This window comes from Micromonospora sp. NPDC049374, from assembly GCF_040677165.1.
Lineage (GTDB): Bacteria > Actinomycetota > Actinomycetes > Mycobacteriales > Micromonosporaceae > Micromonospora.
In genome coordinates, this window is sequence record NZ_JBFAQH010000017.1 from 90,749 (window position 1) to 111,393 (window position 20,645).

General features: G+C 71.2%; 20 protein-coding genes and 1 riboswitch. Of the genes, 16 read left to right on the forward strand and 4 right to left on the reverse strand.

From position 1 onward, the window contains the following. Nucleotides 1–116: 116 nt before the first annotated feature. Entirely contained in the window at nt 117–737 is a 621-nt protein-coding gene (locus AB0J93_RS24905; RefSeq protein WP_363924744.1) for an L-threonylcarbamoyladenylate synthase, read from the reverse strand. A gap of 85 nt (nt 738–822) precedes the next feature. Here AB0J93_RS24905 and AB0J93_RS24910 point away from each other — a divergent pair, with 85 nt between their 5' ends. The 5 genes from AB0J93_RS24910 (at nt 823) to AB0J93_RS24930 (ending at nt 3,883) form a co-directional block, all read left to right on the forward strand. Next, nucleotides 823–1,221, forward strand: coding sequence for a hypothetical protein (locus tag AB0J93_RS24910; RefSeq protein ID WP_363924745.1), 399 nt, complete (start codon nt 823–825; stop codon nt 1,219–1,221). Between the two features lie 90 nt (nt 1,222–1,311). Beyond that, complete coding sequence (locus AB0J93_RS24915; protein WP_363924746.1) at nt 1,312–1,998, forward strand: helix-turn-helix domain-containing protein; 687 nt, start codon at nt 1,312–1,314, stop codon at nt 1,996–1,998. Continuing rightward, nucleotides 1,995–2,654, forward strand: coding sequence for an arsenate reductase ArsC (locus tag AB0J93_RS24920; RefSeq protein WP_363924747.1), 660 nt, complete (start codon nt 1,995–1,997; stop codon nt 2,652–2,654). The genes AB0J93_RS24915 and AB0J93_RS24920 overlap by 4 nt, the downstream gene beginning before the upstream one ends. 22 nt (nt 2,655–2,676) lie before the next feature. Continuing rightward, entirely contained in the window at nt 2,677–3,420 is a 744-nt protein-coding gene (locus tag AB0J93_RS24925) for an MIP/aquaporin family protein (RefSeq protein ID WP_363924748.1), read from the forward strand. 55 nt (nt 3,421–3,475) lie between these two features. Continuing rightward, nucleotides 3,476–3,883, forward strand: a complete 408-nt coding sequence (locus AB0J93_RS24930) for an arsenate reductase ArsC (RefSeq protein WP_363924749.1) — start codon at nt 3,476–3,478, stop codon at nt 3,881–3,883. 45 nt (nt 3,884–3,928) lie between these two features. On the opposite strand, the gene AB0J93_RS24935 is transcribed toward AB0J93_RS24930, so the two are convergent. After that, nucleotides 3,929–4,393, reverse strand: a complete 465-nt coding sequence (locus AB0J93_RS24935) for a GNAT family N-acetyltransferase (protein ID WP_363924778.1) — start codon at nt 4,391–4,393, stop codon at nt 3,929–3,931. Nucleotides 4,394–4,790: 397 nt separating this feature from the next. Here AB0J93_RS24935 and AB0J93_RS24940 point away from each other — a divergent pair, with 397 nt between their 5' ends. The 9 genes from AB0J93_RS24940 (at nt 4,791) to AB0J93_RS24980 (ending at nt 14,878) form a co-directional block, all read left to right on the forward strand. Continuing rightward, complete coding sequence (locus AB0J93_RS24940; RefSeq protein WP_363924750.1) at nt 4,791–5,369, forward strand: GNAT family N-acetyltransferase; 579 nt, start codon at nt 4,791–4,793, stop codon at nt 5,367–5,369. Nucleotides 5,370–5,475: 106 nt separating this feature from the next. Beyond that, the gene (locus AB0J93_RS24945) at nt 5,476–6,189 is read left to right on the forward strand and encodes a siderophore-interacting protein (protein WP_363924751.1); all 714 of its coding nucleotides are present in this window, start codon (nt 5,476–5,478) and stop codon (nt 6,187–6,189) included. Nucleotides 6,190–6,214: 25 nt separating this feature from the next. Continuing rightward, the gene (locus tag AB0J93_RS24950) at nt 6,215–7,384 is read left to right on the forward strand and encodes a siderophore biosynthesis protein (protein ID WP_363924779.1); all 1,170 of its coding nucleotides are present in this window, start codon (nt 6,215–6,217) and stop codon (nt 7,382–7,384) included. Further along, nucleotides 7,381–9,003, forward strand: coding sequence for an IucA/IucC family protein (locus tag AB0J93_RS24955; protein WP_363924752.1), 1,623 nt, complete (start codon nt 7,381–7,383; stop codon nt 9,001–9,003). The genes AB0J93_RS24950 and AB0J93_RS24955 overlap by 4 nt, the downstream gene beginning before the upstream one ends. After that, nucleotides 9,000–10,667 carry an IucA/IucC family protein gene (locus tag AB0J93_RS24960; protein WP_363924753.1) on the forward strand — a complete coding sequence of 556 codons (1,668 nt, stop codon included), beginning with the start codon at nt 9,000–9,002 and terminating at the stop codon, nt 10,665–10,667. The genes AB0J93_RS24955 and AB0J93_RS24960 overlap by 4 nt, the downstream gene beginning before the upstream one ends. Continuing rightward, the gene (locus AB0J93_RS24965; protein ID WP_363924754.1) at nt 10,664–11,839 is read left to right on the forward strand and encodes an alanine racemase; all 1,176 of its coding nucleotides are present in this window, start codon (nt 10,664–10,666) and stop codon (nt 11,837–11,839) included. Before AB0J93_RS24960 ends, AB0J93_RS24965 begins: the two co-directional genes overlap by 4 nt. Before the next feature lie 147 nt (nt 11,840–11,986). Next, a complete protein-coding gene (locus AB0J93_RS24970) occupies nt 11,987–13,084 on the forward strand; it encodes an iron ABC transporter permease (protein WP_363924755.1) in 1,098 nt (365 codons plus the stop codon). 25 nt (nt 13,085–13,109) lie between these two features. Beyond that, entirely contained in the window at nt 13,110–14,096 is a 987-nt protein-coding gene (locus tag AB0J93_RS24975; protein WP_363924756.1) for an ABC transporter substrate-binding protein, read from the forward strand. After that, nucleotides 14,093–14,878: an ABC transporter ATP-binding protein gene (locus AB0J93_RS24980; protein ID WP_363924757.1), complete on the forward strand. Its 786-nt coding sequence runs from the start codon at nt 14,093–14,095 to the stop codon at nt 14,876–14,878. The genes AB0J93_RS24975 and AB0J93_RS24980 overlap by 4 nt, the downstream gene beginning before the upstream one ends. Before the next feature lie 131 nt (nt 14,879–15,009). Here the strand turns inward: AB0J93_RS24980 and AB0J93_RS24985 are convergent, their stop codons facing one another. Together AB0J93_RS24985 and AB0J93_RS24990 are read right to left on the reverse strand one after the other, a co-directional pair. Further along, nucleotides 15,010–16,005, reverse strand: coding sequence for a ribonucleotide-diphosphate reductase subunit beta (locus tag AB0J93_RS24985; RefSeq protein WP_363924780.1), 996 nt, complete (start codon nt 16,003–16,005; stop codon nt 15,010–15,012). A 35-nt stretch (nt 16,006–16,040) separates the two neighbouring features. Further along, nucleotides 16,041–18,413 carry a ribonucleoside-diphosphate reductase subunit alpha gene (locus AB0J93_RS24990; RefSeq protein ID WP_363924781.1) on the reverse strand — a complete coding sequence of 791 codons (2,373 nt, stop codon included), beginning with the start codon at nt 18,411–18,413 and terminating at the stop codon, nt 16,041–16,043. 142 nt (nt 18,414–18,555) lie between these two features. Beyond that, a riboswitch (cobalamin riboswitch) is annotated at nt 18,556–18,761 on the reverse strand. A 169-nt stretch (nt 18,762–18,930) separates the two neighbouring features. Between AB0J93_RS24990 and AB0J93_RS24995 the strand changes: the two genes are divergently transcribed. Beyond that, nucleotides 18,931–19,851: an alpha/beta hydrolase gene (locus AB0J93_RS24995; RefSeq protein WP_363924758.1), complete on the forward strand. Its 921-nt coding sequence runs from the start codon at nt 18,931–18,933 to the stop codon at nt 19,849–19,851. Between the two features lie 4 nt (nt 19,852–19,855). Beyond that, nucleotides 19,856–20,629 carry a MerR family transcriptional regulator gene (locus AB0J93_RS25000; RefSeq protein WP_363924759.1) on the forward strand — a complete coding sequence of 258 codons (774 nt, stop codon included), beginning with the start codon at nt 19,856–19,858 and terminating at the stop codon, nt 20,627–20,629. The last annotated feature ends 16 nt before the right edge of the window (nt 20,630–20,645 follow it).

Genomic DNA, 20,645 nt, shown 5'->3' on the forward strand with positions numbered 1-20,645 from the left:
GGCCGAGACGGGCGTGTTGGGATCAGGCGGGGTGACGGCCGCCACGGGGTACGGGGGCGTGGCGGCCAGCAATCGTCCGGCCACCGTCGACGCAGCCGGGCGGACCCGCCGGAACGTCAGGCGAAGCGGGTCGGATCACCGGCACCGACCCGGACGATCTCGGGCTCACCGTCGGAGAAGTCGACCACCGTGGTCGGTTCGGTACCGCAGTCACCCGCGTCGACCACCGCGTCGACGGCATGGTCGAGGCGTTCCTTGATCTCCCAGCCCTGGGTCATCGGCTCCTCGTCATCGGGCAGCAGCAGGGTGCTCGACAGCAACGGCTCGCCGAGCGCGTCGAGCAGCGCGCGGGTGACCGGATGCGCGGGGATGCGCACCCCGACGGTCTTCTTACGGGGGTGCCAGAGCCGCCGGGGCACCTCCTTCGTGGCGGGCAGGATGAAGGTGTAGCGGCCGGGGGTGGCCGCCTTCACCGCTCGGAACACCGCGTTGTCCAGCTGCACGAACTGCCCGAGCTGCGCGAAGTCGCGACACACCAACGTGAAGTGGTGGCCGCTGTCGAGGTGGCGGATCTCCCGGATCCGGTCCATGCCGTCCTTGTTGCCCAGCCGGCAGCCCAGGGCGAAGCAGGAATCCGTGGGGTAGGCGATCAACCCGTCCCCGCGGATGATCCCGATCACCTGACCGATGGTGCGCGGTTGCGGGTTGTCCGGGTGCACGTCGAAGTACCTCGCCATGGCCGAAGCTTAGGCCGCCCGGGTCCGCTGTCGCGTTGCCGACAGTGGCACGCCCCGACAGACGTCGACGTCCATCGTTGTCTTTATGGTCGTACGCGCATCCGGCGGCGGCTACGGGGACATGCTCCGACCCCCGACGATGCCGACCCCGGTCCGGGTCACCGTGCTCGCCTTCGCACTGCTGTCACTGCTGTTCGCACTCGCGACGGTGCATCGGTCGCTGGCCGCGACCGGCTCCCTCGGCGCCGTCGCGTTCTTCGCCGTGATGGCCACCGCGTGTGCGCTGGTCGCGGTCAGCCTGGCGGCCCGCCGCCGCTGGGCGCCCTACCCCGCGTACGCCCTGGCGGGTCTGCTGGCCGCCGCGTCGCTGGGACTCTTCGGCGCGATCACGATCGTCGGTCTGGGCCTGCTGGCCTGGGTGGTCCTGGCCCTCAACACCCGGGTCTCGCGGGACTGGTTCGGCGGGCGTGGTCGGCTGCGCTGACCACCTCGGTCCGTCACCGGCTCAGAGCAACCGGCCCCGCGACGGGCGACGCCCTTGACGCCGGAGTTTCAGTCAGCAATAGTTGAGTCTATGGAGGTTGAGCTTTCTTCGTTGGCCGGGCGGGCGCGCACCCATGCCGCGCTCGGCGACCCGGCGCGCCTGGCGATCGTGGACGCGCTCACCCTCGGTGACGCCTCGCCCGGCGAGATCGCCAACCGTCTCGCCATGCCGACCAACCTGGTCGCCCACCACGTCAAGGTCCTCACCCAGGCCGGCCTGGTGGTGAAGGTCCGCTCCGAGGGCGACCGGCGGCGCACCTACCTCCAGTTGCGCCCCGAGACGCTCGCCGCCCTCGCCACCCCCCGGCTGAGCGGGGTCAGTCGGGTGGTCTTCGTCTGCACCCACAACTCGGCCCGCTCGCAGCTGGCCGCCGCGCTGTGGCGACACCGCACCCGCGGAGCCGCCGCCTCGGCCGGCACGCAACCGGCGGCCCGGGTCCACCCCCGCGCGGTCGCCGTGGCCCACCGCCACCATCTCGACCTCGACCCCACCGGCACCGCCCACGTCGCCGACGTCGTGCGAGGCGACGACCTTGTCATCGCCGTCTGCGACAACGCCCACGAGGGACTGACCGACCAGCTACGCCCCCGGCTGCACTGGTCGGTTCCCGACCCGGTCCGGGTGGACACCGACGCGGCGTTCGAGTCCGCCTACGCCGACCTCGCCGACCGGGTCGCCCGGCTCGCCCCCGCCGTCCTACCCGGAGACCCACGATGACCCACCTCGCCCGCAGTCCCCGCCCGGACCTCTCGGTCGATCAACGTCTGGCCCTGCGTACGGCCGCAACCCGCCTCGCCGCCGAGTTTCACGGCACGTACGGCACCGAGACGATCGAGCGTTTCCTGCACAGCAGCTACGACCAGTTCGCCGTCGAGGGCCGGATCCCCCACTACCTGCCCCTGCTCGCCGAACGTTTCGCCCGTCAGCGGCTACAGGCACTGGCCCGCGTCGAGGGCCATCACCGTGACGGCCGGCCCGTCGTCCTGTTTCTGTGCACCCACAACGCCGGTCGCTCGCAGATGGCACTCGGGTTCCTCACCCACCTGGCCGGCGATCGGGCCGTGGCCTGGTCCGGTGGCAGCGAACCGGGCACCGAGATCAATCCCGCCGCCGTGGCGGCCATGACCGAACGCGGTATCGACATCTCCGACGAGTTTCCCAAGCCCTGGACCGACGAGGTGGTCCGCGCCGCTGACGTGGTCGTCACCATGGGCTGCGGTGACGCCTGCCCGGTCTTCCCCGGCACCCGCTACGAGAACTGGGACCTTGCCGACCCGGCCGGCCTCGACGTCGACGGCGTCCGGCCGATCCGCGACGAGATCGAACGGCGGGTACGGCGTCTCCTCGACGAGTTGAACGTCCCCACCCGATAGCCATCGAGGAGAAGCACAACCGATGACCATCGCACTTCCGCGGCGCCTGCTGGCCGAGTTCACCGGCACCGCCCTGCTGGTCACCGCCGTGGTCGGCTCCGGCATCATGGCCACCGACCTGTCCCCCGACGACGTCGGCCTGCAACTGCTGCAGAATTCGATCGCCACGACCTTCGCCCTCGGCGTACTGATCCTGATGTTCGGACCGGTCTCCGGCGCACATTTCAACCCGGTCGTCTCCGCCGCCGACTGGCTGCTCGGCCGCCGCTCGGGCACCGGCCTCTCCCCCCGGGAGCTCGCCGGCTACGTCGCGGCACAGGTGACGGGGGCCATCGCCGGGTCGGTGCTGGCCAACCTGATGTTCGACCTGAGGGCGGTCAGCTTCTCCGGCCGGGACCGCAGCGGTGGCAACCTGTGGCTCGGTGAGGTCGTCGCCACCGCCGGCCTGGTCCTACTGATCTTCGCGCTGGCCCGGTCCGGCCGCGCCACCGTGGCGCCGGCGGCCGTGGGCGCCTACATCGGAGCGGCGTACTGGTTCACCTCGTCCACCTCGTTCGCCAACCCGGCGGTCACGGTCGGCCGGGCGTTCACCGACACCTTCGCCGGCATCGCTCCCGGCTCCGTGCCGGGCTTCGTGGTGGCGCAGGTCGTGGGTCTCGCCGTCGGTGTCGGCCTGCTGGCGGCCCTCTACCCCGACGCCGGTGCCGCCGCCGACCAGGTGGTCGTGCCGGCTGACGATCAGGCGACCGGGAGCCGCCGACCATGACGTGCAAGCACGATCGACCGCCAGTCGCCACCTCCGCACCGCAGAAAGGCATCTGATGACCGACAAGCCCAGCGTCCTGTTCGTCTGCGTACACAATGCCGGCCGCTCCCAGATGGCTGCCGGCTGGCTGCGCCACCTGGCCGGCGACGCCGTCGAGGTCCGCTCCGCCGGCTCCGCTCCCGCCGAAGCGATCAACCCGGCCGCCGTCGAGGCCATGCGGGAGGTCGGCATCGACATCACCGACCAGACCCCCAAACTCCTGGAGTTCGCCACGGCCGAGTCCTCCGACGTGATCGTCACCATGGGCTGCGGCGACGCCTGCCCCGTCTTTCCCGGCAAGCGCTACGAGGACTGGAAGCTGACCGACCCGGCCGGCAAGGGCGTCGAGGCGGTGCGCCCGATCCGCGACGAGATCCGCCACCGGGTCGAACGGCTGCTCACCGAGCTACCCGTGACCGCCTGACGGCTCCGTCGGCCTCAGCCACTGTGGCAGCCGCCCACCTACCGGTCAGCATCCGCCTGGTGTCCGCACACGGCGGACCATGCGGATCTCCCGTACCCCGTCCTCGACCTGGACCACTCCGTCGGCGATGAACCCGTGCTTACGGTAGAACGCCTGGGCGCGAGGGTTGGGATCGGCGACCCACAGCGCCGCCGACTCCGTCGGGTCGATGACGGCCTGCAACAGTGCCGGCCCAGCACCCGTACCGTGGTCGGCCGCACACACGTAGAGCAGATGGAGCTGCCTCACCCACTCCGCGGCGGTATCCGGCGGCGGGCCTGACATCGCGATTCCGATCAACTTGCCGTCCCGCTCGGCCACAGCCGCCCGGTTCCGGCGATATCGCTCATCGGTGAGTGCAGCGGTCCAGAACCGCTCCCGAGCAGCCGGCAAACTCGGATCATCGAGCACCGCATCCGACATGAGTCCGCGATACGTTTCCTGCCAGCACCGCACATGCACCCACGCCATCTGGGCGGCGTCCTCGACTCGGGCCAACCGAACTGTCAGCGGGGATTCCACCACCGGAGCGTAGGCCGCGATCAGCTGCTCGCCGAACCTGACTCGTGACGGTCGATCGCCGCCGGGCCAGGTGGCGTGTCGGCCGACACCGCGAACGTTCCTGGTCGCCGCAGTTCCGTCGGCGCGTTCACGTGGCGTCCTGTCGTTGACCGCCGTCGGCTGTCGGCGCCGGAACGCCGGAGGCAGTCGTCACGGCAGCCGGCGCGGTGCTCGCCTCGGCGAAGGCGGGAACGCACCACACGTTTCCGGGCCTGGCGGTCGGTTCCTCGCGAGGCGGGTCCGGGGACTTGCCCGACCGACGCCCTCCTGGTTAGGTATGCCTAACCAAACTAACGGGGAGGGCGCGATGGCGTCGTCTGTCGCCACGGCCGTGACCATCGGCGGCCTGGCCAGCACTGTCGTCGTCACCGACCAGGTCGACGTCGAGCAGCTCGCCGAGGTGTACCGGCAGGTGCACGCGGCAGATCTGCACCTGCCCGACCATCGGGTGCCGAGCGTGCAGGATCGTCTCCGGTGGACCGCCGAGGCCCCCGGCTTCCAGGCGGCGCTCGGCTACGTCGACGGCCGTCTGGCGGGGGCGGTGCTGGGTTGTCCACTGCCGCCCGAGACCCTGTGGTGGCGTGACCTGTCGGCGACGGACGATCCCGACCTGGCCCTCGAGTGGGCGGGACGCACGTTCGCCGTGTGCGAGGCGTTCGTGCTGCCCGAACACCGCCGGCACCGCCTCGGCCTCCGGATGACCACCCAGTTGCTGGCCGGGCGCCGCGAGGAGCGGGTCGCGCTGGCGGTCGCCGAGACGAACACCCGGGTCTGGCACGCGCTGCAACGGATCCGGTTCGACCATGTCGGCGACCTCGCCCCGTTTCCGGGCTGGCGCTCGCACCGGATGTTGGTGCGGTCGTTGCCGCTGAGCCCCACGGCGTGAGCACAGAGATCGGCCCCGACCGGCCCCGACCGGTCGGCGACCGGCACGCGGCGCCACCGACAGACCGGCCCGTCGTCACCCGGACGCACACACAGTGGAGGCACATGTGAAACGGAACTGGGAAGCACTCGTCCTCAGGGCGTTCGGCGGTCGGAATTTCCAGCTGACCGTCCTGGAGAACGAACCCGTCGGGGACTGCTACCAACGGCTGCTCGTCGACGGGGGCGACCTCCTGCGCGACTGCGGCACCCACCCCACCATGTGGATCCGACTGTGGTTCGACAACGCGGGCCGACCCCACCAACGGGCCTACACGCTTGTCGACCCGGACACCGCCAGCGGGCGTTTCCACCTCGTGTTCGCCCTGCACGATGGCTGTGCCGCGCGCTGGGCAGCGACAGCCCGGCCCGGAGACACCATCGAGGCGACGGTGCAAGGCAGTTCCTTCGCTCCTCCCGAACCGGCCCCCGATCGGCTCTACCTGGTCGGCGACGCGGCGTCCCTGCCTGCGGTCAACAGCCTGCTCGACGCTGCCGGGCCCGTGGCGGCCAGGATCTGGCTCGAGTACGCCCACGACGGTGAGCGCAATCTGCCGCTGCGTACCCGGCCGCACGACGAGGTGGTGTGGGTGCCGCGCCGCGACGAGGGCCAGCACCTGGTGGACACCGTCACCACCGCCCTGACCGCCGCCCAGGCGGACGCCCTGTACTGGGTGGCCTGCGAGGCGGCCAGCACCCGCAGCATCGTCAAACACCTGCGGCGGGGGCTGGGCGTCGGCAAGGAGCAGGTGGCGGCGCTGGCCTACTGGCGCGCCCGGTGACGGCTCACCACCGAGCCGGCTCGTGATGCTGTACCTGACCGCCCTCAACCCGACCGACTCCGTGCTGGACGGCCTGCTGCCGGCCGCCGACGCGCTCGGCGTGCCGGTCACCGTGCTGACCGACCGGCCCGACGACTGGCCCGACACGGTGCCGACGCAGGGCTGCACGGTGCGGGACCCGCGGGCCGTCACCGAGGTGGTCCGGGCAGGATCTGCCGCGGTGGGGCTGTTCTCCAACAGCGATCACCTGCAGGCCGCGACGGCGCTCGCCGCCCGACGGCTCGGCCTGCCCGGCAAGGACCCCGAGGCGGCGCGGCGCTGCAAGGACAAGGCCGCCACCCGGCAGGCCGTCGCCGACGCCGGTCTCGACGTGGTCCACGCCCGGCGGCTCGCACCGGGGCAACCGCCGACGTTCGACGTCTTCCCCGCCGTGGTCAAGCCCCGTGACGGCGTCGCCAGTGAGGACGCCTACCTGGTCACCGACGCCGACGAGCTGGCCCGGCGGGTGGCCGAGATCCGCCGGCGCCGGCCGGACGCGGCACTGGTGGTGGAGGAGTACCTGCCCGGCGACGTCCGCACCCACGACACCCTCGGTGACACCGGTACGCTGGCCGTGCTCGGCGGCTGGCGTACCACGCTCGGCCCGCCGCCCACCTTCACCGAGCTGTGTCTGGAGTGGGCACCGGCGGCCCCGGCGACGGTCCACGGGCTGCGGGCTCAACTGGACGCGCTCGGCGTACGGTTCGGCGCCTGCCACACCGAGTTCGTCGTGCACCGGGGACGGCCCCGCCTCATCGAGGTCAACGACCGGTTGATCGGTGACCGGATGGATCTCGTCCTGGCCGAGCTGCTCGACGTGCCGCTGTTCGAGTACGTCATCCGGCTGCACCTCGGCGAGCCGGTGGCCGACCTCGGTCTACCCGACCCGGCCGCGATCGACCAGACCGCCCGGGTGGAGTACGTCTGCGCCGACCGCGGCGGCACCCTCGTCGCCGCCCCCGGGCCCGTCGACACGGTACGCGACGGGGTCCGACTCGGCTGCCGCCCGCTGCGGGCGATCGGAACCACCGCCGAGCACACCGGCACCAACCGCGACTACCTGGCCGTCCTGCACGGCATCGGGTCGGACCCGGCTGCCGTCGGTCGCGCAATTGTCGAGTTCCGCGCCGGACTCGACTGGGTGATCGCCCCGTGACCGATCCGGTGGAGCAGCAGCTCTTCCGTCGGGTGTTGAACGCCCTGCTGCGCGAGGACCATCTCGGCTTGAGCAGTGGTGGCGGCCCCGACGGCCCCGACTGGTGGCAGGCACCGCACCGCGCCGGCCGGTTACGCCTGCCGGTTCGTCCCGACGGCTTCCAGCACGCCGTGCGCCTCGCCCGCGCCGAGTTGCACGTGCACCCGCCCGATCGGGTGCCACGTCGGGTGGACACGCTGGCGGGCCTGTTGGAGCTGCTCGCGCCGGACGACGACGCCGAGGCCGAGCAGGGGTGGCGCGCCTTCACCGACGAATGTCGGCAGGACCTGCTCGCCCGCCGGCTGGCCGAGACCACCCGGCCCGACACGTACGCCCGGATCGCCGCCGCCCGGGTCGATACGCCCACCGGCTTCGGCGGCGCCCTCCTCGACGACGTGCTCGCCGCACACGCCGGCCATGCCGTCTACCCCACCGACCGGTGCCGTCACGGCCTGGACGGCGCCGATCTGGTCCGGTACGCACCGGAGCACGCCCCCGCGTTCGCCCTGCGTTGGCTGCCCGTACCGGCTCGGACGCTGCGGCTGAACGGGCGGCTGCCCGCCTGGTGGCCGAGGCCACGCCACGCCGGGCAGGTGCTGCTGCCGGTGCACCCGCTCACCGCCGACCGGTCGGACCTGCCGGTGCTCGAACTACCGGACATCACCGTGCGGCCCACCCTGTCGATGCGGACCGTCGCCCTGGACGGCGATCCGACGACGCACCTGAAGCTGCCGCTGTCGACCGCGAGCCTGGGTGCCCGCAACCGCCGTACCCTGGCACCCGACTCGCTGTCCGACGGCGCGGCGGTGGCCGCGCTGCTCGACCGTGTCGCCGCGGAACAGCCGCGCTTCGCCGACCGGATCACGCACGCCGACGAGAGCGTCTTCGGTCACTGCGGAGACGACGAGCTGCGGTCCTTTCTGCTGCGCCGGCTACCCGCCGGCCTGGAGCGGGCGAGCGTGGTGCCGGTGGCCGCACTCGCCGCGGCGGATCCCACCGCCGGCACGGTCGCCCAGCGGATCGGCGGCGACGACCCGACCCAACTCCTCGGATCCTATCTGGATCTCCTGCTCGACTGGCATGTGTGCCTGTGGTTACGGTACGGAGTGGCGTTGGAAGCACATCCGCAGAACATCCACCTGGTCCTACCGTCCGACGGTCCGGTCCGGCTGTTGTACAAGGACAACGACGGTGCCCGGCTGGACCCCCGGCACGCGGGCACGGTCCGGCTGCGCGACCAGCGGATGTGGATCCGCCACCCCGGGGAGCTGGCCGACATGTTCGTCACGATCACCCTTCACCTGGCGGCGTCGGCACCCCTGCTCGCCCTGGCGGACCAGGGCGTCGCCGTGCCCTCCCCCGCCGAGGCGCTCGCACCCCGGCTGCGCGCCGCCCGCGACCGGTGGGGCGAGACACCCGCCGCGCGGAAGCTGGTCGACCGCGTGCTGACCGCGGACCGGTTGCCGGTCAAGGCGATGCTCACCGCCGGCACACTGCTGCCCAAGCAGCGGATCGGCTGCACCGACGTGAACAAGTTCTACCACCGCACCGGCCCCAACTACCTGCGGAGCGCCTCGTGACGCCGCAGGCCGCCGAGGCCACCGCCGGGCCGGCGGAACGCGCCGCCGACCTGGCCGCCGCGCACACCCTGCTCTCCTGCTACCTGCGGGAGGTGGCCGCGCCCGACGGTGCCGCCGAGACCGTCGGCGGGCTCCTGCGGATCCGGTTGCCGCACCTCGGGCTGACACTCTCCTGCCGACTGGCCCGGGTCTCCCCCGTGCTGGCGCACCGCTACGTCGGCCCGGTCCGCTGCCGGCCGGCGGCGACACCGGTCGCCCGCCGCCACCCGGCCGCGCCGGACCCGCCGGCCGCCCACGCGCCGGACGACGGTTCGCCGGCCGCCGATGCGCCAGTCGACGGCGCGCAGCTCGCCCGGCTGCTCGCCGCCGAGCTGACCGCCCGCACCGGGCTGGTCAACGACGAGTTCGTCGAACAGGTGCTCGGTAGTCGGGACGCGCTGGCCACACTGTTGCGGCAACGCCCGTCCCGCGACCCCACCCCGACCGGCGAACCGGTGGTCGACAGCTACGTCGACTCCGAACAGTCCCTCGTGCACGGGCACCCGCATCACCCCAGTCCGAAGTGGCGCAGCGGTGACCCGGCGAGCTGGCGTCGCTACGCCCCGGAGCTGCGCAGCACCTTCCGGCTGAGCTGGCTCGCCGTGCCCACCGACCTGGTGGCGGGCGACGGGCCGGTCGACGAGCTGATCGCACCGCTGGATCCGCCGGACGCGCCACCCGGGTACCACCTGCTGCCGGTGCACCCGTGGCAGCTGAACCTGGTGCCGCCGACCGACCCGAGGTTGCGCCGGCTCGGCCCGGCCGGCGTACCGGTCCGTCCGACCGCGAGCGTCCGTACGCTCTACGCCCCCTCGGTCGACCTGTTCCTCAAGACCAGCCTGCACGTACGCATCACCAACTGCCTGCGCAAGAACGCCCGGTACGAGTTGACCGGGGCGGTGGCGTTGACCCGGTTCCTGTCCCGCGTGCCGCTTCCCGCGCGGGTCGGGTTGCTGCGGGAGCCCGGCTACCGGACCGTCGACCTGCCGGGGGCGGACGAGGCGTACGGCACCATCCTGCGGACCGGGGTGCGCGAACATCTACGGCCGGGTGAACGGGTGGTGTTGGCGGCGGCGCTGGCCACCGCCCCGCTGACCGTGCCGGACCCGTTCGACTGGTGGCGGGCCTACGTCGAGCTGCTGGTACCCACCGTGCTGCGACTGTGGCTCGGCCACGGCGTGGTCCACGAGGCGCACCTGCAGAACGTGCTGGTGGTCCTGGACCCGGACGGCCACCCGGTACGCCTGATCCTGCGTGACCTCGAGGGCCTGAAGCTGGATCTCGGCCGGCTGGCGGCCTGGCCCGACCGGGTCCCCCGGCAGGCCGCCTACACTCCCGCGCAGGCGGCCCGGCGGGTCGTCTACTGCCTGTTCGTCAACCATCTCGCCGGTCTCGCCGGCGCGCTCGCCGACGGCCACCCCGGCACCGAGCCCCGGCTGTGGCGGACAGTCCGGCAGGCTGTCGAGGCGACGTACGCGCAACTGGGTGAGCCGGCCGAACTGGCCCCGCTGCTCGACGGCACTGCGCTCGCCGCGAAGGCGAACCTGCTGGTCCGCTGGCACCGGGCAGCCGACCAGCAGGCACCCTACGTCGCGGTGCCCAACCCGCTGGGCGGTGCCGGGTGACCCGACCGACGTACGTCTACGACCTCGCCGCCCTGGCCACGCACGCGGCTGCCGTCCGGGCCGCCCTGCCGGAACGGGTCGAGCTGCTCTACGCGGTCAAGGCCAATCCCGACCCGGGGATGCTGCGCACCCTCGCGGCCACGGTCGACGGTTTCGAGGCCGCCAGTCGGGGCGAACTGCGCCACCTCGCGGCCGTGCTGCCGGGCCGGCGGGTGGCCGCCTTCGCCGGACCGGGCAAGACCGATGTGGATCTCTCGGCGGCGCTGGCCGCCGACGTTCACCGGATACACGTCGAGTCCGCCGCCGAACTGCACCGGCTGGCCGCCCTGGCACGCGCCGCCGGGCGTACCGCCGATGTGCTGCTGCGGGTGAACCTGCCGGTCGCGACACCGGGCGCGGTCCTGGTGATGGGCGGACAGGCGAGCCCGTTCGGCATGGACCCGCAGGAGGCGGTCCGGCTCGCCGCCGACCCGCCGGACGGGATCCGGGTCCGTGGGGTGCACGCGCACCTGGCCAGCGGGCTCGACGCGGCGACCGCCGCCGTGGTGGCGCGCGAGGTGACCGACTGGGCGGTGCGGCAGGTACGCGCCGAGGAGGTCAACGTCGGCGGCGGCATGGCGGTCGACTACCGCCGCCCGGAGCACCGCTTCGACTGGCCCGGCTACGGCCGGCTGCTCGGTGAGGTGTCGGACGCCCACCCGACGGTCCGGCTCCGGATCGAACCCGGCCGATCAGTGGCGGTCTACTGCGGATCGTACGTGACCGAGGTGATCGACGTGAAGCGGTCCCAGGGCCGGTGGTTCGTGATCGTGGCCGGGGGCACCCACCATCTGCGCACTCCGGCGGCCAAGGGGCACTCCCAGCCTTTCGTCGTGGTGTCCCGGGCCGGTGCCGGGCCGCGGACCGACGGCGGTCCGGTCACCGTCGTCGGCCAGCTCTGCACCCCGAAGGACGTCCTGGCCCGCGACGCCGACAGCGTCCCGATCGCGGTCGGCGACGTATTGGTGTTCGCGTTGGCCGGCGCCTACGCGTGGAACATCAGCCACCGCGACTTCCTCATGCACGATCCGCCCGACTTCACCACCGGCGACCCGCTCGACGTGGCCCGGGACTGGGGCCGCCGGGCGTGCTCGGTGCCAGGGCTGGATGAGGATCTCCGAGGCACTCCGTAGGCCGCGTTCCACGGGACCTGGCAGCGCTCGGCGACGAAGTCGCAGGTCTCGGGCGACCAGGTGGTGAACAACGCCTCATCAGCTTTCCGCTGCCTGATCTTGCTGCTAGCTTCTTGCCAACACCTTGCAAGAGCTAAGGGAGTGCAAATGGGTGTGGTGACCTTCCCCGCCCAGCCCGAGATCCGACCGGGCCTGCTCGGCGTGGCGGCGCAGCGGCGCCGTACCGGGATCTGGCTGGTCGCGCTGACGGTCGCGCTGATCCTCACCGGGGTGGCCGCGGTCGGGTCCGGCGCGATCGGTATCCCCCCGGCGACGGTGGCGCGGATCATCGGACATCACCTCGTCGGACTGCCCGGCGAGGTGACCTGGACCCCACCGCAGGAAGCCATCGTCTGGCAGGTCCGGCTGCCCCGGGTGCTGCTCGGCATGCTCGTCGGCGCCGGGCTGGCCGCCTGCGGGGTGGCGTTGCAGGCCATGGTGCGCAACGTGCTGGCCGACCCGTACCTGCTGGGGATCAACTCCGGCGCCTCCAGCGGAGCCGCCGCCGCGATCCTGTTCGGCGCGGGCGCCGGCTTCGGACAGTACGCCCTGTCCAGCAGCGCCTTCCTCGGCGCGCTCGGCGCGGCGCTGCTGGTCTTCCTGATCGCCCGCAGCGGTGGACGGGTGACCTCGATCCGGCTGCTGCTGTCCGGCGTCGCCGTCGGCTACGCCCTCTACGCCACCACCAGCTTCCTGATCTTCGCGTCGGGGTCCGCCGAGGGGGCCCGCTCGGTGATGTTCTGGCTGCTCGGCTCCCTCGGGCTGGCCCGGTGGAACGCCCTGCTGCTGGTTGCCGCGGTCGTGCTCTGCGGCATGATCGGCTACCTGACCATCGTCGGGCGACGCCTCGACGTGCTGGCCATCGGCGACGAGACCGCGCAGACCCTGGGTGTGTCACCAGACCGGTTCCGGCTCCGACTGCTCGTGCTGGTGTCACTGAGTGTCGGCGTGCTGGTCTCCGCCGCCGGCAGCATCGGCTTCGTCGGCCTCGTCGTGCCGCACCTCGCCCGCCGCATCGTCGGCGCCCCACACGTCCGGGTGGTGCCGGTGGCCGCGCTGCTCGGCGCCATCCTGCTGGTCTGGGCCGACGTGCTCGCCCGGCTGCTGCTGGCCCCCCAGGAGATCCCGATCGGCATCATCACCGCCCTGCTCGGCGCACCCTTCCTGCTGGTCCTGATCCGTCGTCTGCACTTCACCGGCGCGTGAGCGCCCGATGAGCCGAGGAGCACCGATGAAGGCAACCCGTCTCGCCGTCACCGCGGCCACGTCCGTTCTCGCGCTGCTGGTCGCGGCCTGCGGCGGTTCCGCCGAGGAGCCGGCGGCGACCGGTCCCGGCTTTCCGGTAACCGTCACCAACTGCGGCGTGGAGGTGACCTTCGACGCCGCGCCGGAGCGCGTCGTGCTGCTCAAGAGCGCGGCCGTGCCGTACCTGCACGCGCTCGGCGTGCTGGACCGGGTCACCGCCCGGGCCGGGCAGTACCCCAGGGAGTACTACGACGCCGCGACCCTCGCCGAGCTGGACCGCATTCCCCTGCTCACCGACAAGACCGACACCAGCGGCCACCTGCAGATCTCCAAGGAGGTGGTGATCAGTCAGGAGCCCGACCTGGTGCTCGGTGAGGTCGACAACCTGTCCCGCGACACCCTCTCGGCGGTGGACGTCCCGCTGCTGGAGGAACCGGCCATGTGCCCGGACACCACCGCCACCCCCAGCTTCGACGACATCTACCGGCAGCTGGAGACCTACGGGCGGGTGTTCGGCCGCGAGGCCGAGGCGACCACCGCGGTAGAGGCACTCAAGGACCGGATGACGACGATCCGGGCCGGAGCGGGTACGGCGTCCGGTCGTACCGCCGCCGTGCTGTATCCGACGGTCGGCGGCGGCACCACGTACGCGTACGGCTCCGTCAGCATGGCCCACCCGCAGCTGGAGGCGGCCGGCTTCCGCAACGTATTCGGCGACACGCCGGAACGGGTCTTCGAGGTCACCGTCGAGGAGCTGCTCGGCCGTAACCCCGACGTACTGATCCTGCTCCACAGCGACGGCGACCCCACCGCGGTCGAGCAGGGCCTGACCGGCCTGCCCGGCGCCGAGCAGCTCACCGCGGTCCGGGACGGCAACGTGATGACCCAGCTGTTCAACTTCACCGAGCCGCCGAGCCCACTGTCGATCGACGGTCTGGAGCGGATCGTGCAGCGGTTCAGGGCCGACTCGTGATCCGGGCGACCCAGGTCTCCTGGCACTACGGCGCCAACCCGGTGATCGACGGGGTAAGCGTGACCGCGCGCCCCGGCCGGGTGCTCGGCCTGATCGGCCCCAACGGCAGTGGCAAGACCACCCTGCTGCGGCTGCTCTACGGCGCGCTGCGCAGCGGCACCGGACGGGTCGTCGTGGACGGTGACGACCTGGCCGCGCTGCCGTCGCGGGAGGCCGCGCGCCGGCTGGCCGTGGTGGTGCAGGAGACCGGCGGTGAGACCGCCCTCACCGTGGCCGAGCTGGTGCTGCTGGGCCGCGGCCCGCACCTGAACACCTTCCAGCGCACCGGGCCGGCGGATCACCGGATCGCGGCGGAGTGCCTGACCCGGGTCGGTGCCGCCCACCTGGGGTCACGGGCCTTCGCCCGCCTCTCCGGCGGCGAACGCCAGCGGGTGCTCATCGCCCGGGCGCTGGCCCAGCAGGCCACCCACCTGCTGCTCGACGAGCCCACCAACCATCTCGACATCCGCTACCAGCACGAGATCCTGCGGCTGGTACGCGACCTCGGCACCTGTGCCGTGGTGGTGCTGCACGACCTGAACCTCGCTGCCCGCTACTGCGACGACCTGGTCCTGCTCGGCCAGGGCGGCGTCGCCGCCGCCGGCACCACCGAGGAGGTCCTCGACCCTGCCGTTCTCGAACCCGTCTACGGCATCGGCATTCAGCGTCTCGACCTCGACGGCGCGATCCACCTGCTGTACCACCCTCACGATCAGCCCGCCGTGGAAAGGAGTGCCGCATGAGCGGCACCGAACCGGGCACCGGATGCCGTACCTGATCGCCGATCAGGTCTGAGGCAGCCCGAGGACCGGGGCCGACCCGGCGGTGAATCGCCGAGCCGACCCCGGTCCGCGCGGGTGAGGCCGGACCGCCCTCAGAAGTCGTCGTCGAAGGCGACCGTGCCGGTGACCCCGACCTGGTAGGCGGACACCCGCCGTTCGAAGAAGTTGGACAGCTCCTGCACGTCCTGCAACTCCATGAAGGCGAACGGATTCTTCGACCCGTACCGCGGTTCGATCTCCAGCTGCGCCAACCGGCGGTCGGCGACGTGCTGGAGATATTCGCGCATGTCGGCCAGGGACAGCCCGGACACGCCCTGTTCGAGCAGGTCGGCGGCGAACTGCACCTCGCACTCGACGGCTTCGGCAAGCATGTCCCGGACCTGCTGTTCCATCTCCGCGTCGAACAGGTCCGGCTCCTCGGCGCGTACGGTGTCGACCACGTCGAAGGCGAAGGCCATGTGCATCGACTCGTCCCGGAACACCCAGTTGGTGCCGGAGGCGAGGCCGTGCAGCAGGCCCCGGGACCGCAGGAAGTACACGTAGGCGAAGGCGCCGTAGAAGAACAGCCCCTCGATGCAGGCGGCGAAGCAGATCAAGTTCAGCAGGAACGACCGCCGGTCCTCGCGGGTCTTCAGCTCCCGCAGTTCGAAGATCGAGTCGATCCACTTGAAGCAGAACTCGGCCTTGCGGGCGATCGACGGGATGTTCTCCACCGCCGCGAACGCCGCGAACCGTTCCCGCTCGTCCGGCACGTAGGTGTCCAGGAGGTTCAGGTAGAACTGGACGTGCACCGCCTCCTCGAACAGTTGCCGCGACAGGTAGAGCCGGCCCTCCGGCGAGTTGACGTGCTGATAGAGGTTGAGTACGAGGTTGTTGGCGACGATGGTGTCGCCGGTGGCGAAGAACGCGACCAGTCGGGACACCAGGTGTTGCTCCGCCGGGGACAGCTTGGCCAGGTCGGCGAGGTCGGAGTGCAGGTCGACCTCCTCGACGGTCCAGGTGTTCTTGATGGCGTCCTTGAACCGGTCGAAGAACTGCGGGTAGCGCATCGGTCGCAGGGTCAGGTCCATACCGGGGTCGAGCAGCATCTGCCGCCGGCCGGTGTCGGGTTCGGAAACGGTGGTCACTGGCAGGCCTCGCAGCTCTCGGGGTTTTCCAGGGAGCAGGCCAGCGCCTCGTCGTCGCTTACCGCGACGATCGGCTTGACCGCCGGGGTGACGGCGACGGTGGCCTGCTGGATCCGGGTCGCGGGACGCGACCGCAGGTAGTAGGTGGTCTTCAGCCCGGCTTTCCAGGCGTACAGGTACATCGAGGAGAGCTTGCCGATGGTCGGCGCGCTGAGGAACAGGTTCAGCGACTGCGACTGGTCGACGAACGGCGCACGGGCGGCGGCCAGGTCGACAAGCGCCCGCTGCGGCAGCTCCCACGCGGTACGGAACAGCTCCCGCACCTCCTCGGGCAGTTCGGCGATGCCCTGCACCGACCCCTCGGCCCGCTTGATCTGCTCCCGGATCGGCGCCGTCCACAGCCCACGCGCCTTCAGCTCCCGGACCAGGTAGGTGTTGATCTGGAGGAACTCACCGGACATCGTCTCGCGCTTGAACAGGTTGGACACCTGCGGCTCGATGCACTCGTAGCAACCGGCGATCGAGGCGATCGTGGCGGTCGGCGCGATCGCGACAAGCAGCGAGTTGCGCAGGCCGTGACGGGCGATCCGCTCCCGCAGCGCGGCCCACCGCTGCTCCTGCGTCACCTCCGCGCCCCACAGGTCGGGATGCAGCTCACCCATCGCGGCCCGGGTTTCGGCGTACGCCGGGTGTGGGCCGAACCGCTCGGCCAGCCCGGCCGACGTCTCCAGCGCGGTCAGGAAGATCTCCTCCTGTACCCGGGTCGACAGCTCCCGCGCCGGCGCCGAGTCGAACGGCAGCCGCAGGGTGAACAACGCGTCCTGCAGCCCCATCAGGCCGAGCCCGACCGGACGCCAGCGCGGATTCGACACCGCCGTCTGCTCAGCCGGGTAGTAGTTGATGTCGATCACCCGGTCGAGGAACACCACGGCCGTGCGTACCGTCGCGCGCAGCTTCTCCCAGTCGACGCCGTCGGCGGTGACGTGCGCGCCCAGGTTGACCGACCCCAGGTTGCACACGGCCGTCTCGGTGTCGCTGTTGACCTCCAGGATCTCTGTGCACAGGTTCGACAGGTGGATCGTGTTGCCGGGCACACCGGTCTGGTTGGACAGCCGGTTCGCCGCGTCCTTGAACGTCATCCAACCGTTGCCGGTCTGCGCGAGCGTACGCATCATCCGGCCGTACAGGTCGCGGGCCTTCACCGTCCGCACGGCCTTCTTCTCCGCGGCCCGGTACGCCTCGTCGAACGCCTCGCCGAACAGGTCCGGCAGCTCGGGTGCGTCCGACGGGTCGATAAGCGACCAGTCGCCGTCGGCCTCGACCCGGCGCATGAACTCGTCCGGGATCCAGTTGGCCAGATTCAGGTTGTGGGTACGCCGGGACTCCTCGCCGGTGTTGTCCCGCAGCTCCAGGAACTCCTCGATGTCCGGGTGCCACGGCTCCAGGTACACACAGGCCGCGCCCTTGCGGCGGCCACCCTGGTTGACCGCCGCCACCCCGGCGTCGAGCGTCTTGAGGAACGGCACGATGCCGTTGGACCTGCCGTTGGTGCCCCGGATCAACGCGCCCCGGCCCCGGACCCGCGACCAGGAGATGCCGATGCCGCCGGAGAACTTCGACAGCTTCGCCACCTGGTGGTACCGCTCGTAGATCGAGTCGAGTTCGTCGCGCGGCGAGTCGACAAGGAAACACGACGACATCTGGGTGTGCCGGGTTCCCGAGTTGAACAGTGTCGGTGAACTCGGCAGGTACGCCAGGCTCGACATCAGCCGGTAGAACCCGATCGCCTCGCCCGGTGTCTGCGACAGCCCGCAGGCCACCCGCAGGAGCCAGTACTGCGGCGTCTCCACCACCAGGCGGGTCTGCGGATGCCGCAGCAGGTACCGGTCCGCGACGGTGCGCAGTCCGAAGTACTCGAACCGCAGGTCACCGTCGGGGTCGACCGCGTCGTCCAGCTTGCGCGCGTTCCGGGCCACGAACGCGGCTGTCTCGTCCCCGATCAGCCCGAGGCCGTGGGCGTACCGGATGGACTGGCTGAAGCTGGCCACCTGCTGTCCACGGACCTCCTTGTCCACGTACGCGGCCAGCAGCCGCGCCGCCAGCTTCGAGTACTGCGGCTCCGTACCGATCAGTTCGGCGGCCGTCTGGATGGACAGCTTGTCCAGTTCGGCGGTGGTGGCACCGTCGTACAGGCCGCTGATGGTCTTGGTGGCCACCCGCAGCGGATCGACCTCGTCGAGGTCGGCCACCCACCGCTCCACCGCCCGGACGATCTTGTTGACGTCCACCGGTTCCGTGGCGCCGTCGCGCTTGCGGACCTGCATCACCTGCCGGCGCTGCTCCGACACACCTGCGTCGGAGGCCGGCATCTCCCGCACGACCGTCACGTCTCTCTCCTCGCGCCGTCTGCTCAGGGCCTCGGACACGCGGGAGGACGCCACGGGATCCGCGCAGGCGGCACGGCCCGTTCCTGGCGTCGGCCGTCCCACGCGGCCTGCGGCCGCCGCCCACGAGTGCGGGCGGCGTGCTGGCAGGTCTTCGGACTCGTGGGCGTGCTCGCGCGCTCCTACTGGCCGTCGCTTCCCAGGCCGGGGCCCAGTGCTGTGTGACGGCTGTCGTTCCCACTCACCGCTGCGGGGCAGCCCCGGATTCACACCGGGTTCCCTCTTGCCTCGGCCGCCCCGGATGGGCGCCGAACCAGCTACGAGTGACACCATATATGGGCCGCCCTCGAACGCAAGACACCAGATGGTGTGTCGGCGTGTTCCGCAACGGACGTCACATCCGGCTACCCACCCAGCCGCTGGTGCGTAGCAGAACCGCAGCGTCCTCAGTAGGTGCCCAGCGGTTGACCTTGACGCAGGGTCAACCTCTGAAGATGACGGCATGACCACGAACTCCAGTGCGAACGAGGTAACCAAACCGTCCAGGTCGCTCGGCGGCCACGGTAGAAATGGCGAACGCGTCGAGCAGGACGAGCATTCGGTGCGGCATTTCACGGTCCACCACGACGGCGTCACGATCCCGGTGTCTCGCGGCGGACGGGGACGTCCGCTGGTCCTGTGTCCCGGGTTGAACTCGACCCAGGCGGACCTGCACGAGCTGACCGAGTTGCTGCGGCACGACCACGACGTGGTGAGCTTCGACCTGCGCGGCCATGGCCGCGCCTCCGCCGCCGACCGGTACTCCTTCGAGGATTTCCTCAGCGACCTCGCGGCCGTGATGGCGACGCTGGAAAGCCTCGACCCACACTCGGCGCCCCTGCTCGTGGGCTATTCACTGGGTGCGGACCTGGCCGTGCGCTATGCCTCCGAGCATCCTGACACCCTCGCCGCGCTGGTGCTCATCGACGGGGCGAATCCGGTCCCCGAACCGTTCATCACCGAGGCCGACGCGGCGGCGTTTCTCGCGATGTGGAAGGACTTGGCAACGCAGCAGGAATCCTTACGGGGCACCGCCCGCCAAGTGTTGCTCACCGCCCAGGAGATCTTTGACTTGAATGCCGAGATCGATGTGGTTCGGTCCGGGCTACTGCACCGCTACCGGAAGATCGACCGGCCCATCCGCATGATCATGTCGACCTCGATGGCCGGCGACAGCGGCGAAGAACCGGCCCTGCGCCTCAACCACAACTGGCGGGCCGGCGTCGAGCGGCTCGTCCGCGAGCAGCCGCACATCGCCACGTTCTGGCTCGACGCCGACCATCGGCTGGCCTTCACGCACGCCCACGAGATCGCGCAGATCATCCGAACCACCCAGGACGCGACCGGCCAGGCCGACTCCCTCGACCGCGCCGTAGCAGACTGAGGCGATGCTGACCATCGGTGAGCTGGCGTCATACGCCGGTGTGACAGTGCGGGCGGTACGGCATTACCACGCCAAGGGCCTGCTGCCGGAGCCGGAGCGGGACCACTCCGGCTACCGCAGGTACGACGCCACCGCCATGGTCGAGCTCATCAGAATCCGGACCCTCGCCGAGGCCGGGGTCCCGCTCGCCCGGGTACGGGAACTGCTGCAAGCCGACGAGAAGGAGTTCGCCGAGGCGGTCGCGGACATCGACAAGCGGCTACGGGCGGAGATCCGGCAACGGCACCGGCAACGGGAACGGATCGCCCGCCTGACCTCCGGAGACAGCCTGGTGCTGCCCCCGGTGGTGATCGAGCATCTCGACCGGTTGCGGGCCCTCGGGGTCGACGAACGGATCGTTCAAGTCGAGCGCGACGGCTGGATCCCGCTGGCCGCGAGGTCACCGGAACGAGTCCCCGAGTGGATGGCACGCAAGCGGGAGCAGCTCGCCGACCCACAACTCATCGGCTTCTATCTCACCCTGGGTAATGCCCTCGACCGCACCGACGACCCGCAACTGGTCGAGCTGGCCGACGAACTGGCCGCCTACATCACCCGGATGGCCGACGAACGGGGCGACAACTACATCGACGACACCGCCATCGCGCCTCCCCTGGTCACGCTGATGGACGCACTGGCGTTCGACACCGTGCCACCGGCCCGCCGGCTGATCGAGTTGCTCAAGGAGCGAGGCTGGACCGGCTGGACCGAACTCAAACGAGTGGACCCGCCTGCGTAGGCACCCGAAATCCGGC